The sequence below is a fragment of the Flavobacterium sp. P1_E4 genome, from assembly GCF_056405915.1.
Genome location: NZ_JBFUBE010000002.1, coordinates 229,550 through 245,069 on the forward strand (window position 1 = coordinate 229,550; position 15,520 = coordinate 245,069).

At 33.3% G+C, this 15,520-nt stretch carries 10 protein-coding genes; 8 read left to right on the forward strand and 2 right to left on the reverse strand.

Annotation, left to right across the window (positions count from 1 at the left end):
* Positions 1 to 100 precede the first annotated feature (100 nt).
* Complete coding sequence (locus AC1DY0_RS02795; protein ID WP_007137004.1) at positions 101 to 337, reverse strand: acyl carrier protein; 237 nt, start codon at positions 335 to 337, stop codon at positions 101 to 103.
* A gap of 178 nt (positions 338 to 515) precedes the next feature.
* Between AC1DY0_RS02795 and purN the strand changes: the two genes are divergently transcribed.
* The 4 genes from purN (at position 516) to AC1DY0_RS02815 (ending at position 4,613) form a co-directional block, all read left to right on the forward strand.
* Positions 516 to 1,085 (forward strand): phosphoribosylglycinamide formyltransferase, encoded by a 570-nt coding sequence (purN, locus tag AC1DY0_RS02800; RefSeq protein ID WP_477187157.1) that lies wholly within the window; start codon positions 516 to 518, stop codon positions 1,083 to 1,085.
* Positions 1,086 to 1,094: 9 nt separating this feature from the next.
* Positions 1,095 to 1,574 carry a ribonuclease HI gene (gene rnhA, locus AC1DY0_RS02805; protein WP_477187158.1) on the forward strand — a complete coding sequence of 160 codons (480 nt, stop codon included), beginning with the start codon at positions 1,095 to 1,097 and terminating at the stop codon, positions 1,572 to 1,574.
* 75 nt (positions 1,575 to 1,649) lie between these two features.
* Positions 1,650 to 2,573 carry a PfkB family carbohydrate kinase gene (locus AC1DY0_RS02810; RefSeq protein ID WP_477187159.1) on the forward strand — a complete coding sequence of 308 codons (924 nt, stop codon included), beginning with the start codon at positions 1,650 to 1,652 and terminating at the stop codon, positions 2,571 to 2,573.
* A 141-nt stretch (positions 2,574 to 2,714) separates the two neighbouring features.
* Positions 2,715 to 4,613, forward strand: a complete 1,899-nt coding sequence (locus tag AC1DY0_RS02815; RefSeq protein WP_477187160.1) for an amidophosphoribosyltransferase — start codon at positions 2,715 to 2,717, stop codon at positions 4,611 to 4,613.
* A gap of 937 nt (positions 4,614 to 5,550) precedes the next feature.
* On the opposite strand, the gene AC1DY0_RS02820 is transcribed toward AC1DY0_RS02815, so the two are convergent.
* Complete coding sequence (locus AC1DY0_RS02820) at positions 5,551 to 6,159, reverse strand: superoxide dismutase (RefSeq protein WP_326398913.1); 609 nt, start codon at positions 6,157 to 6,159, stop codon at positions 5,551 to 5,553.
* Positions 6,160 to 6,446: 287 nt separating this feature from the next.
* On the opposite strand from AC1DY0_RS02820, the gene AC1DY0_RS02825 reads away from it, so the two are divergent.
* The 4 genes from AC1DY0_RS02825 to AC1DY0_RS02840 all read left to right on the forward strand — a co-directional run bounded on the left by AC1DY0_RS02825 (position 6,447) and on the right by AC1DY0_RS02840 (position 15,290).
* Complete coding sequence (locus AC1DY0_RS02825) at positions 6,447 to 9,620, forward strand: UvrD-helicase domain-containing protein (RefSeq protein WP_477187161.1); 3,174 nt, start codon at positions 6,447 to 6,449, stop codon at positions 9,618 to 9,620.
* A 75-nt stretch (positions 9,621 to 9,695) separates the two neighbouring features.
* Positions 9,696 to 10,889 carry a glycine C-acetyltransferase gene (gene kbl / locus AC1DY0_RS02830; RefSeq protein ID WP_477187162.1) on the forward strand — a complete coding sequence of 398 codons (1,194 nt, stop codon included), beginning with the start codon at positions 9,696 to 9,698 and terminating at the stop codon, positions 10,887 to 10,889.
* Positions 10,890 to 11,000: 111 nt separating this feature from the next.
* Positions 11,001 to 12,461: a thrombospondin type 3 repeat-containing protein gene (locus tag AC1DY0_RS02835; RefSeq protein ID WP_477187163.1), complete on the forward strand. Its 1,461-nt coding sequence runs from the start codon at positions 11,001 to 11,003 to the stop codon at positions 12,459 to 12,461.
* 63 nt (positions 12,462 to 12,524) lie between these two features.
* The gene (locus AC1DY0_RS02840) at positions 12,525 to 15,290 is read left to right on the forward strand and encodes a PD-(D/E)XK nuclease family protein (RefSeq protein WP_477187164.1); all 2,766 of its coding nucleotides are present in this window, start codon (positions 12,525 to 12,527) and stop codon (positions 15,288 to 15,290) included.
* The last annotated feature ends 230 nt before the right edge of the window (positions 15,291 to 15,520 follow it).

The window sequence follows — 15,520 nt, forward strand, 5'->3', positions numbered from 1 at the left end:
AAATATAATTTGATTGAAGTTCAATCGAAAAATTTATTTAATCAAATAATAACACCCGATTCTTAAAACTTTAAAATTTTAGAAATCGGGTGTGTCATTATTATTTTTTAGCTTCCTCGATGTAAGAGATAGCTTGACCTACAGTAGCGATGTTTTCTGCTTGATCGTCTGGAATTTGGATATCAAATTCTTTTTCGAATTCCATAATAAGCTCAACAGTGTCTAATGAGTCAGCTCCCAAATCATTAGTGAAGCTTGCTTCTGTTACAACTTCGTTTTCGTCAACACCTAATTTGTCTACGATAATCGCTTTTACTCTTGATGCAATGTCTGACATAATCTTTTAATTTTAGAATTTAATTTGTTGGCAAAAATAAAACAACTTTATTTTAAAACAACTATTTAGTGAATAAATGTGTGTACTAATTTATAAAATTTATTTCAACAAAGATTTCTTAAATCTATTTATTTTCGTTTTTTATTCCTTTTTTTGCATAAATTTAAAAAAACGAATTATGAAAAGAATACTGATATTTGCTTCTGGATCGGGGACTAACGCTGAAAATATTATAAAATATTTTGGCAATAGATCTACTGGAACCGTAGTGGCGGTTTTTTCAAATAATTCGAATGCAACAGTCCTTGATAAAGCAAAAAAATTGGCTGTTCCGACCGTTATTTTTTCAAAAGAAGAATTAAATTTAGGAAAAACATTACAAAAAGTTAATGATTTTCAACCTGATTTGATAGTCTTGGCTGGCTTTTTACTAAAATTTCCCGAAAATTTGATTGAAGCTTATCCAAATTGCATAATAAATATACATCCGGCACTATTACCAAAATTTGGTGGAAAGGGGATGTATGGTATGCATATCCATAAAGCTGTAGTCGAAAATAATGAAAAAGAAACAGGGATTACCATTCATTATGTAAATGAAAACTATGATGAAGGTAATATTATATTTCAAGAAAGTGTAGCTCTTTCAGAAGGTGATACCCCAGAATCGGTAGCAGTGAAAATCCATGCACTGGAACAAGAATATTTTCCTGTGATTATTGAAAAGCTTCTAACTTCTAATCTCTAATTCTATACTTTGGAATACGACGTACATATATATACGGATGGTGCTGCCAAAGGCAATCCTGGAAATGGTGGCTATGGAGTGGTCATGGAATGGGTGGGCAAACCTTATAAAAAAGAATTTTACGAGGGCTTTAGATATACAACCAATAACCGAATGGAATTGCTAGGTGTTATTGTGGGTTTAGAAAAATTAAAAAAAGAAAATACAGCTGTTTTGGTAATTTCTGATTCAAAGTATGTTGTGGATGCTGTACAAAAAAAATGGGTTTTTGGTTGGGAGAAGAAAGGTTTTGCAGGAAAAAAAAATCCCGACTTATGGAAGCGCTTCTTAGTTATCTATAGAAAACATAAAGTGGATTTCAAGTGGATTAAAGGGCATAATAACCATGTCCAAAACGAAAGATGCGACGAATTGGCGGTTATGGCTTCCATGCAAAAGCAACTATCTATTGATGCTTTTTATGAAAAAGAAGAAGGTAAATTTTTATGAAAACTTTGATAGTCTGACCCTTTGCAATATTGCAACTTATGGACTATCTTTGCACCCTAATTCGAAACACACCTAATGAATAAATTATTGATTGTTGGAACAGTAGCTTTCGACGCAATTGAAACTCCTTTTGGAAAGACAGATAAAATTTTAGGAGGAGCAGCAACATATATAGGGTTATCAGCTTCTTTTTTTAATGTTCAATCAGCTATAGTTTCTGTAGTTGGTGACGATTTTCCGCAAGAATATCTAGACTTGTTGACAGATAGAAATATTGATATTTCAGGTATCGAAGTTGTTAAAGGAGGTAAAACTTTTTTCTGGAGCGGATTATACCACAACGATTTAAATTCAAGAGATACTTTGGTTACAGAACTTAATGTACTGGCCGATTTTCAACCTAAAGTTCCTCAAGACTATAAAAATGCCGAAATTGTGATGTTGGGTAACTTGCATCCATTAGTACAAAGCAGTGTTTTGGACCAAATGGAAACAAAACCAAAATTAGTGGTTTTGGATACCATGAACTTTTGGATGGATTGTGCTTTACCAGAATTATTGGCAATCATCAAAAGAGTAGATGTTATTGCAATAAATGATGAAGAAGCACGTCAGCTTTCAGGAGAATATTCTTTGGTAAAGGCAGCTGCAAAAATTCACGAAATGGGACCAAAATATGTGGTAATCAAAAAAGGAGAGCATGGGGCTTTATTGTTTCATGGTGAAGAAATTTTCTTTGCTCCGGCATTACCGTTAGAAGAGGTTTTTGATCCAACAGGAGCAGGAGATACTTTTGCTGGTGGTTTTTCAGGATTTATTACACAGAGCGAAAATGTTTCTTTCGACAATATGAAAAATGCAATAATCCATGGTTCTAATTTAGCTTCTTTCAGTGTAGAGAAATTTGGAACGGAACGAATGGTTGATTTAGATAAAGAAGAAGTGGTCTCAAGATTGAAACAGTTCAAGTCTCTGACCCAGTTTGAAATAGAATTATAAAGTTCTTAAGCCTCTATATGAGGCTTTTTTTAATTAGTACAGTCAATATTTATAAGAAAGAGTACGAATTTGCATCGTATTTGATTAGAATAATAAGAATTGAAACATCATTAAATACCAATAACTACAAACAATAAAACAATGAGCGACGCTTTAAAACACGAATGTGGAATAGCTTTAGTTAGACTTTTAAAACCCCTTGAATTCTATAAAGAAAAGTACGGAACTGCTTTCTATGGTATCCAAAAAATGTATTTGATGATGGAGAAGCAGCACAATCGAGGTCAAGATGGTGCCGGTTTTGCAAGTATCAAAATGGATGTGGAGCCTGGGGAGAGATACATCAGTCGCGTACGTTCCAATCATGCGCAACCGATTCAAGATGTTTTCAAACAAATAAATGATAGAATAAACGAAGAAATGACAGCCCATCCAGAATACGCGGATGATATGTCAGAATTAAAAGCTAATATTCCTTATATAGGTGAATTGTTTTTAGGACACGTTCGTTATGGAACTTTTGGTAAAAACAGTATCGAAAGTGTTCACCCATTTTTGCGTCAAAGCAATTGGATGCACAGAAACTTGATTTTGGCAGGGAATTTTAACATGACCAATGTTAAAGAACTTTTTGAGAATCTAGTTGAATTGGGGCAGCATCCAAAAGAAATGGCCGATACAGTTACGGTAATGGAAAAAATTGGTCATTTTTTAGATAAAGAAGTGATGCAGTTGTACCAAGATTGCAAAGCTGAGGGTTATTCTAAAAGAGAAGCTTCACCAGTTATTGCAGATCGTTTAGATATTGCAAAAATACTTTCACGTTCAGCAAAAAATCTTGATGGTGGATATGCTATGGCCGGTTTATTGGGTCATGGAGATGCATTTGTTTTCAGAGACCCAGCAGGAATTCGTCCTGCTTATTTCTATCAAGATGATGAAATTGTTGTCGTAGCATCTGAAAGACCTGTAATACAAACGGTTTTTAATATTCCTTTCGATAAAGTAAAAGAAATTGATCCAGGAAGTGCATTAATCATAAAGAAAAATGGAGATGTTTCTATGAAAGAGATTCTTACTCCAACTGTTAAAAAAGCATGTTCATTTGAGCGTATTTATTTTTCAAGAGGTAGTGATGCCGAAATCTATCAGGAAAGAAAGAATTTAGGAAAGCTTATTTTGCCGGCAGTATTAGAGTCTATTGATAATGATACTGATAATACGGTTTTCTCCTATATTCCAAATACAGCAGAAACTTCTTTCTACGGATTGGTGGAAGCTGCTCAAGACTTTTTAAATCAAAGAAAGAAAAATTTTATTCTTGAAAATAAAGACACATTAACAGTAGACTCTTTAGAAGAATTACTTTCTGTAAAAATTAGAACTGAAAAAGTAGCTATTAAAGACGCTAAGCTTAGAACCTTTATTACCGAAGACAGTAGTAGAGACGATTTGGTGGCTCACGTTTATGATGTGACTTATGGAGTAATAAAACCAACAGACAACCTTGTAATAATTGATGATAGTATAGTAAGAGGGACAACTCTTAAAATGAGTATTATCAAAATGATGGATCGTTTGAATCCAAAGAGAATTGTAATTGTTTCGTCAGCACCGCAAATAAGGTTTCCAGATTGTTATGGAATTGATATGGCAAAACTGGAAGGACTTGTTGCTTTTAGAGCAGCATTGGAGCTGTTGAAAGAAAGAAACTTGTACCATATCGTTGATGATGTTTATACTAAGTGTAAAGCTCAGGAAAATTATCACGACAATGATGTTGTAAATTATGTTACAGCTATATACGAACCATTTGCTCCTCAAGAGATTTCAGATAAAATTGCCGAAATGCTAAGTTCACCTGAAATTAACGCAGAAGTAAAAATTATCTTTCAAACTGTTGAAGATTTGCATGTTGCTTGTCCAAAAAATTTAGGAGATTGGTATTTTACTGGTGATTATCCTACTCCAGGAGGTAATCGTGTGGTTAACAGGGCTTTTATGAATTTTTATGAAGGTAAAGATGCAAGAGCATATTAATTAATATTGCAGATAAACGGGTTTGTATGTGTTTTATCGACTTTATTTTCAAAGTTATAAAACTCAAAGTATATTTGCCTACCATAATTTTAGTAGGTTAAGTTTATGGTAGATTTGGGGCAAAAAGGGTGAAAGTAACATTTCACCTTTTTTATTGGAATAAAGTCAAGTTTTAGGTCATATAGCATAAGTTTGTCAGAGAAATAGTTTGTTTAAAAAATATTAAATATTCTGTAAATCAATAAATTAGTCAATAATCGAGTATTTTGGATATTTATCGAATTTATTTTAAAAGGAAGAAATGTAAAAGTATATTTGACTACCATAATTTTTAGTAGGTTAAGTTTATGGTAGATTTGGGGCAAAAAGGGCGAAAGTAACATTTCGCCTTTTTTATTGGAATAAAATCAAATTTTGCTTTTTAATAATAAATTAAGAGTAAAATAACAAGTCAAATATTCTGAAAATCAATAAATTAGTTGATGGTCGTATATTTTCGACATTCATCGAAAATATTTTCAATAAGGTGATTATCGACGTATATTTGATTACCATAATTTTAGTAGGTTAAGTTTATGGTAGATTTGGGGCAAAAAGGGTGAAAGTAATATTTCACCTTTTTTATTGGAATAAAGTTATATTTAATTAATTGATAATCAATAAATTATCAATTCAACGAGTATTTAGGGCATTCATCGGAAATAGTATAAAAACAGTTTATTTCAACGTATATTTGACTACCATAATTTTTAGTAGGTTAAGTTTATGGTAGATTTGGGGCAAAAAGGGTGAAAGTAACATTTCACCTTTTTTATTGGAATAAAGTCCCATAAAACAAAACAGAATTGAGAGAATAGGAAAAGTATAGGTCAAAAAAATAGACGAATAAACTTTTCAGTCTATTCGTCTATAATGTATGGATTTATTATCGTTCTTCTTATTTCTCTAAAGCAAAACGTCTAGATACTTCTGTCCAGTTAATTACATTGAAAAAAGCTTCAATATAGTCTGGTCTTCTGTTTTGGTAATGCAAGTAATAAGCATGTTCCCAAACATCCATTCCTAAAATTGGAGTTCCACCACAACCTACTTCCGGCATTAATGGATTATCTTGATTAGGAGTTCCGCAAACGTCAAGTTTACCACCTTTTTGTACACATAACCAAGCCCATCCAGAACCAAATTGTGTTGCACCAGCTTTAGCAAATTTTGCTTTAAATTCTTCAAAAGTCCCAAAAGAACTTTCGATAGCAGCTAACAATTCCCCAGTTGGCAATCCACCACCGTTTGGAGACATAACAGTCCAAAACAAATTGTGATTGTAGAACCCACCACCATTATTGCGAACCGCAGCATTAGTTTTATCAAGGTTAATTAAGATATTCTCAATAGTTTTTCCCTCCAAATCAGTTCCAGCGATAGCTGCATTCAAATTTGTTGTATAAGCATTGTGGTGCTTTGAATGGTGAATTTCCATTGTACGAGCATCAATATGAGGTTCTAATGCGTCATACGCATAAGGTAATTGTGGTAATTCAAAAGCCATAATATAGTTGTTTAATGATTTATAAATATTTATTCAAAATTAAACATTTAACTTTGGAATTGAAAATTCTATTTCGTTATAATTTCATCAAATAAAATGATAATACAATTCTGATTGTTTAAATCCGAGTAATTAGGAGCTATTTCCTGCTATCCGCTTGTATCTTTTTCTTGCTAAAGGAGCAAGAAAAAGGATACCGCTTCTATCAGGGCTAAGGCATTCAGGATTTCAAGAACATTCGTGTAAATCAGAAATCTAAAATCGTTAATCAAAAATCTAAAATCCAAATGGAAAGACCTTCTTTCGCCATATACGATGCCTCTGCAGGTTCTGGAAAAACGTATGCTCTTGTAAAAGAATACCTGAAGATAATCCTCACGGCTAACAAGAATGATGCTTACCGAAATATTCTGGCTATAACGTTTACCAACAAAGCGGTGCATGAAATGAAAAGCCGAATCGTAGGCAGTTTATCCGAATTTGCCAAAGACGAACCTAATTCCAAAGCATCGGATTTAATGCAGGACATATCATTAGATACTGGACTTTCGATAATTCAGATTAAAACCAAGTCTCAGCAAATAATCAAGCATATTATTCATAATTATGCTGCTTTTGATATATCCACGATTGACAAATTTACACACAAGGTAATTCGTGCTTTTGCGCATGATTTAGGATTACCTATGACTTTCGAGGTGACTCTAGATACCGAAAATCTGCTAATCGAAGCGGTTGATGCCATTATTGCGCAAGCGGGAGAAGATGAAACTTTGACTAAATTGCTCATCGATTTCACGATGGAAAAAACCGATGATGATAAATCTTGGGATATCTCGCGTGAAATTTTGGAAACGGGAAAATTAGTACTGAATGAAAATAACCGAAATGAGATTACTCATTTTCATGATAAATCGATCAGTGACTTTATAGCCGTAAAAGAAAAATTAGTTCAAGTCTGTAAAGATTTGGAAAAAGAAAATGCAAGCCTTGCCAGTGAACTATTATTGCTAGTTGATAAAAATGTAATTGATTTAAAATCATTTTCAAGAGGAACTTTTCCTAATCATCTTCAAAGTATAGCTGATGGAAAATTTAATCCCAAAAACAAGATGTTTCGCGAGTTCGACGATATTGCCATCAATAAAACGGCAAAAGACCGTGCATTAATAGAAAACATCATTCCCGATTTATTGAAAAGTCTTTCAGATATTTATAAAAACTTCGAAAAGAGAAATTTCTATAAAGCCTTTTTGAAAAACATCACTCCTTTATCGTTATTAAATACAGTTAGTAATGAATTGGCAAAAATTCAAAACGAACAAAATGTACTTTCGATAACCGAGTTCAATGCGATTATTCACCGCGAGATTCAAAATCAGCCCGCTCCTTTTATATATGAGCGATTAGGGGAGCGTTACCGTCACTTTTTTATTGACGAATTTCAGGATACCTCCGAAATGCAATGGCAAAATCTGATTCCGCTTATTGATAATGCGCTTTCTGGTCAAGACGATTCGGGGCAAAAAGGAACTTTAATGATTGTTGGCGATCCAAAACAATCCATTTACCGTTGGCGTGGCGGTAAGGCGGAGCAGTTTATTGAGTTGAGTAAAGATCAAAATCCATTCAGCAATCCGGAAAAAAAACTAGAACATTTAGATAAAAATTATAGAAGTTATTCTCAAGTAATTGAGTTCAATAATGACTTTTTTCAATTATTGTCCAATGAATTTAGTAATGCAGATTATAAGGATTTATACGAAAACCATAGTCGCCAGAAGATAAATAATAAAGTAGGCGGTTATGTGAATATTTCTTTTTTGCCGGAAATTGAATCTTCAGAAGAAGATGAAGAGACTTTAGACAAAACGGATTTGTATGTTTTGGCTACATTAAACACTATTCAGAAAGTTGTAAAAGAAGGTTTTGAATACAAAGACATTGTGATTCTGACTCGAAAAAGAAGCCAGGGAATTGCTGTTGCCAATTATTTAACAGAGCAAAGCATTCCGCTTTTGTCCTCTGAAACATTGATGATTCAAAATGCAACCGAAGTCCGATTGATTATTCACATTTTAAAATATTTGAAGAATAGTTCGGATTTGGAGTCAAAGGCCAACTTTTTGCAATATTTGGCACAAAATAAACAAGATGAATTACCTGTTCATGATTTTATAGCCAAAGGAATGGAATTGAAAGAGGAAGGAACTTTCGAAAAATGGCTTGAAAACTGTAACATAGAACTTTCTTTTCAAAACATTAGAAAAAAATCATTGTACGAAGCTGTTGAGATTATCATTTCGAAGTTTTTGAAAACTAATGAAAATAAAGAGATGCAATCGTCAGCAACGGCTTATGTTCAATATTTCCTTGACATAGTTCTCGAACGCGATGTTCGTAATCAGGCGGGAATTTCAGATTTTCTGAATTATTGGGATAAAAACGCTGAGAAGTTCAGCATTCCTTCTCCAGAAGGCACAAATGCTGTTCGTATAATGACCATCCATAAATCAAAAGGACTAGAATTTCCAGTTGTAATAATGCCTTTTGCCGAAGAAGATTATAATAGAAAACCGAAAGATAAATTATGGCTTAACTCGGAAAAACAAGATTTTGATATGCCAAAAGTGCTAGTTGACAACAGTAGTGCAATTGAAGAATTTGGAGAAGAAGCTTCTACAGTTTATAACCTAAAAAAGCAGGAAGAATTGTTGGATAACATTAATGTATTGTATGTGGCTTTAACCAGGGCTGAAGAGCAGCTGTATGTCATTTCTCAAAATATTAAACCAAGAAAAGATGGGGAATATCCAAGTAATATGGCTTCATTTTTTATAAAATATTTAATACAGCAAGGGGTTTATGATGAAAACCAACTCGAATATAAATTTGGACATCAAACTAAATTATCTGAAAAATCCAAACACATTGATACTTCCAAAAATATTCCTGTTGTTTCGGAGATGCTGAATCCAAAAAACATAAAAATTGCACAAAGAGAAGCATTGATGTGGGGTACACATCAATTGGAAGCTATTGAGTTTGGTAATGTGATACATGAAATACTTTCATTTATAGCAACAAAAGGAGATGTGGAATTGGCAATTAACAAAGCGATTGAAAACGGATTGATTACAATACTTCAAAAAGACATTGTTTATAATGCAATTATTGAAATAGTAAATCATCAAGATTTAGTAGAACATTTTGCTGAAGGAAATGAAGTTTTGAATGAAAAAACAATCATTCAAAAAGAAGGAGGTACTGTTAAACCGGATCGAATTGTAATTAATAAAGCCAAAGAAGTTTTTTTATTGGACTATAAAACGGGTCTTCCTAATCCAAAATATAAGTATCAATTGGAAAATTATCAAATGGCTATTGAGAAAATGGGATTCAAAGTATTAAAAAAAGCACTTGTGTACATAGGAGTCGAAATCGATGTAGTACATTTGTAGAAAAATAAATAATTGTCAAATAGCGAAGTTTATGGCTTATCTGTCTTTAAACTTTAAGATTTAAAATCTAATAAAATGTACGGTAAAATTCAACAACACTTACAATCAGAGCTTCAAACTATTGAAGAAAACGGAATTTTTAAAAAAGAAAGAATTATAACTTCTGCCCAAGGAGCAGAAATTACCATTTCGACAGGAGAAACAGTTTTAAATTTTTGTGCTAATAATTATTTAGGATTGTCGTCACATCCTGAAGTAGTTCAAGCTGCGAAAGATGCAATGGATACTCATGGTTTCGGGATGTCATCGGTACGTTTTATTTGTGGAACACAGGATATTCATAAAACATTGGAAAAAAAGATAGCCGATTTTTATGGAACAGAAGATACTATATTATATGCTGCGGCTTTTGATGCTAATGGAGGTGTGTTTGAGCCTTTGTTTGGAGAAAATGATGCTATTATATCGGATAGTTTGAATCATGCATCTATAATAGATGGAGTGCGTTTGTGTAAAGCTGCTCGTTATCGTTATGAGAATAGCAATATGGAAGATTTGGAACAGCAATTGATTAAAGCTAATGAAGCGGGAGCTCGTTTTAAAATAATAGTTACAGATGGTGTTTTTTCTATGGATGGAGTTGTGGCACCTTTAGATAAAATCTGTAATCTAGCCGATAAGTACGATGCATTGGTTATGGTTGATGAATGTCACGCAGCAGGATTCATTGGTGCAACTGGAAAAGGAACTCTGGAAGCTAAAGGAGTAATGGGGCGTGTCGATATTATTACTGGCACCTTAGGAAAAGCTTTAGGAGGTGCTATGGGAGGTTATACAACTGCCAAAAAAGAAATAATAGAGTTGTTACGTCAACGTTCTAGACCTTATTTGTTTTCAAATTCACTCGCTCCGGCTATTGTGGGAGCATCAATCAAGGTATTTGAGTTGTTAGAAAAGGATACTACACTTAGAGATCAATTGGAATGGAATACCAATTACTTTAAAGAAGGAATGAAAAAAGCAGGCTTTGATATAGTAGAAGGTGATTCGGCTATAGTTCCAGTGATGCTTTATGATGCAAAATTAGCTCAAAATATGGCTAATGAACTTTTAAAAGAAGGAGTTTATGTCATAGGTTTCTTTTTTCCAGTGGTGCCTAAAGACAAAGCTAGAATAAGAGTCCAATTATCTGCGGGACATTCAAAAGAACATTTAGATAAAGCAATTGATGCTTTTGTGACTGTAGGTAAGAGACTTGCTGTAATATAATTGTTAAATTTTGTGTTTACGAAGTGTTTTATTTAACATTTTATTTTGTTGTTACAGAAAATCGTCCTACTTTTGTTTCAAATTAACTAATTGTAATTAAAAATAACAAGTATGAAACATCTTAACAAACTTTTAGTTGCTGTAACGATGGTGATGGGGTTAAGCTCTCAAGCACAGGACAGTAACAATAAATGGGCTATCGGTTTTGGAGTAAACGCGATTGACTACAGATCTAGTGCTGGCGAAGACTTTATGAGTCATTTTGACCAACCTTTTATGGTAAGTGATAACTGGAACATTCTACCTTCAGTTTCTTACATCAACGTTTCAAGATACGTAGGAAGTGGTTTTATTGTAGGACTTACGGGATCTATCAACCAAATTGATAAATTTGTTATACCTGTTGCTGGGAAAACTTGGAATGGACCTAATGATTACGTAGCAGTAAATCCAGGAGATTTGATGTACTATGGTGTTGACGCAACGGTTACTTACAGTTTTATGGAATTAATCAAATCTAAAGTAGTTGAGCCTACATTAAGTGTTGGTGGAGGTTATACTTTCCTAGGTGATGAGAGTTACGGAACTGTAAACCCTGGAATTGGAGTGAATTTCTGGTTTACTGAAAATGTAGGTCTTTCTTTACTAGGTACATACAAAAAATCTTTCGGAGACAGAAATTATCCAGGTGCAATTGGTACTCCAGATGCACCTTCTTACACTCAATATTCTGCTGGTTTAACTTTCAAGTTTGGAGCTAAAGATACTGATGGAGACGGAATCTATGATAAAGATGATGCTTGTCCAGAAGTTGCTGGTTTGAAACAATTCAACGGTTGTCCTGATACAGACGCTGATGGTATCGAAGATTCAAAAGATAAATGTCCTACTGTTGCTGGTCCAGCTGAATTTAACGGATGTCCTGATACAGACGGAGACGGTGTAGCAGATCCTGATGATGCTTGTCCTTCAGTAGCTGGATTGAAACAATTCCAAGGTTGTCCTGATACAGATGGTGACGGTGTTACTGATGCTTCAGACAAATGTCCTACAGTAGCTGGTCCAGCTTCAAATGGTGGATGTCCTGATTTGGATGCTGATAAAGATGGTGTATTAGATAAAGATGATGCTTGTCCTACAGTAGCTGGTCCTGCTAGTAACAAAGGATGTCCAGAAGTAACTGAACAAGTATTACAAGAGCTTAAAGTACAAGCTAGAGCAGTTTACTTCGTAACTGGTAAAGCTGTACTAGAGACTGCTGATAAAGGAGCTACAGATGGAAGATTGGAAGCAATCAAAGAAATCCTTAAAAACTACCCTAACGCTAAATTTGCTATCGAAGGTCACACAGATAACACTGGTAGTGCTAAATTAAACCAAAAACTTTCTGAGGCTAGAGCTAAAGTTGTTATGGATAAATTAATTGAAAAAGGTGTTAACCCTGCTAACTTAACTTCAGCTGGTTACGGTTCATCTAAACCAGTTGCTACTAACAAAACTAAAGAAGGTAGAGCATTGAACAGAAGAACTGAAATTAGACACATAGGTTCAATATACGAAGGTAAATTGTAATCTATTATCTAAATAATTTTAAAAAGCCATTCTTAATTGAATGGCTTTTTTTATATTTATAAAATGACAAATAATTCTTTTTTAGATAAAATTGCAACGGTTATATTGACAGAGTATCATAATGTAATTAGTGATACTATCGTGGTCTTGCCTAACAAACGGGCCAAAATATTTCTAGTTGAAGCACTAAAAAAACAAACGGAGGAAAATATATTTTCACCAGAAATTATAAGCATAGAAGATTTTGTGCAAAACATTGCAGAGATAAGAGCTATTGATCCTATAGAATTACTATTTGAGTTTTTTGAAGTATATCTATCCATTACGGAAAAAAAGAATCAGCAGACATTTGAGCTTTTTGCCAATTGGGCTAAAACTTTACTTCAAGATTTTAATGAAATAGATCGTTATTTGTTAGATCCAGATCATGTCTTGTCATACTTAAAAGATATTGAGGATATCAAGAAATGGGGAATTGAGGTAGAAAACAAAACCCAGTTGCTCGAAAACTATATTGATTTCTGGAAATTGTTACCCAAATATTACCAATCTCTTTATGAACATTTGCTTAAAAAGGGAGTCGGTTATCAAGGGTTGATTTATCGCGAAGCGGTAAAGAACATAAATGATTTTTCAAAATCAATTCAAGGCAAACAATTTGTTTTTGCCGGTTTTAATGCTTTGAATGCTTCTGAGGAAAAAATAATTCAGCATCTTGTCGCTTCAGATCAGGCCAAAATATACTGGGATGCTGATCAAACGTTCCTAAATGATCCTTACCATGATGCGGGTTTATTTGTACGCCGTTTTAAAGAAAGTTGGAAACATTATAAGTCACACCCTTTTGAATGGATTGTGGATGATTTTTCGGCTACAAAAAATATTCAAGTCATTGGAACCCCAAAAACCATTGGTCAAGCCAAGATTGCTGGGAGTATTATAGAAAAAATAAACATTGAAAATCCAACTACAACACTTGATAAGGTGGCTATTGTTTTGGGAGAAGAGAATCTATTAATTCCGCTATTGTATTCTCTACCCAATACTGTAGGAGCTTTGAATATCACTATGGGATATTCCAGTAAAAATAACCCAGCTCAAATTCTGATAGCCAAATTGTTTAAAATGCACACCAATGCATTGTCCAGGAGCAATAGTAGCTATGTTTTTTATTATAAAGATGTGTTGGATATATTGACGCATCCGTTAATTGAACCTTATGCCAATACAAGTGCTTTGGTTGGGATTATTAATAAAAATAACTACACTTTTATCAGTCATCATAAATTATTGGAATTAAATGATAATTCAAGTGATTTATTTTTGCTTGTATTCCAAAAATGGGAGAATGGTTCTATTGCTGTTTTAGAGGTGATTTCTAGTTTGTTGCTAAAGGTTAAGAATAATTTGAGTAATGAAAATGAAGAGGAAAAAATAGCCAAAACTTTTGTTTATGCTATTTTTAAAGTGATTAATAAACTGATTAATTACTATTCAAAACACAAAGAAATTGATACAATTGATACTTTGTATGCAATTTACAAGCAAGTAATTGATTTAGCTGAAGTCTCTTTTGAAGGGGAACCTTTAAATGGATTACAGATTATGGGTGTTCTTGAAAGTAGGGTTTTGGATTTTGAGACCGTGATTATAACTTCTATGAATGAGGGCAAATTTCCAGCTGGTAAATCGCAAAATTCTTTTATTCCTTATGATGTGAAACGTGAATTGGGATTACCCACTTTCAAAGAGAAAGACGCGATTTATACCTATCACTTTTATCATTTATTGCAACGTGCCAAAAACATTTATTTGCTGTATAATACAGAAAGTGAAGGTCTGGACGCAGGTGAGAAAAGCCGTTTTATTACCCAATTAGAAGTAGAGAAACAACGTAACCACACTTTAACCCACGAAATTTATAATGCAGTTTTGCCAGACACGGCTTATTCACCAATGGTAATCCCAAAATCGGAGAAGGTGATGTTGCGTTTGAAAGAAATAGCCGAAAAGGGATTTTCTCCGTCAGCATTGACGAGTTATATACGTAATCCGATTCAGTTTTATTTTCAAAAGATTTTGAGAATTAGTGAAGTTGAAGAGGTAGAGGAGAATATTGCCTTGAATACTTTGGGAACTATTATTCACGAGACTTTAAAGGTTTTGTTTGAACCGTTTATTGGTAAGTTTATTTCAGAAATAGATATTGAAAATTGTATTAAGAAGATTGACTCCGAAGTCTTGATCCAATTTAAAGTAGTATACAAAGAAGGGGAAATTAAAAAGGGAAGAAATTTATTGGCCTTTGAAGTGGCTAAGCGTAATGTATTCAATTTTCTGAAAGTTGAGTTGGAGAGTATTAAAAAAGGTGATGCGATAAAGATTCTGGAGCTTGAAAAGACTTTTGAAAGAATGGTTGAACATCCTAGTTTACCTTTTCCTGTTTTGATTAAAGGTAATGTGGACAGAATTGAAGAACGAAACGGGATTATTAGAATTATTGACTACAAAACAGGTAAAGTAGAAAAAACTAATGTTACTCTTAAATCTTGGAGAGGACTGACGGATGATATCAAAAATGACAAAATCATTCAGGTTTTGGCGTATGCCTATATGTATGAGAAAAACGCCAATGGAAAACCTATTGAGGCGGGAATTATTTCTTTTAAAAACTTAAAATCAGGTTTTTTACCTTTCAATTTTAAAGAAGAAAAAGAGAGTACTGCTACTATTAATATTGAAATCCAATCAAATTATTTGGAACAAATTGTTTTGTTATTGAATGAGATATTGGATGTGACAATTCCTTTTGAGGAGAAAATTATATAACGGAATGAGTAGAAAATGGAATAATCTATTTGAGTTTTTTAAAAGCACGCTTGCGATTAATTTTGCGGGTAGTTTTTTTGTTTTTCTTTTTGGAGGATTGATAGCTTTTAATTACTCAGTTCTAACTTTTGGCTTTGGCTTAAGTTTGCTTTTCAAAGAAGTTAATGCTAAAAACGAGTACGTGTTTTATTTCAATAATAAAATTTCCAAAATACAGCTTTGGTTTTATT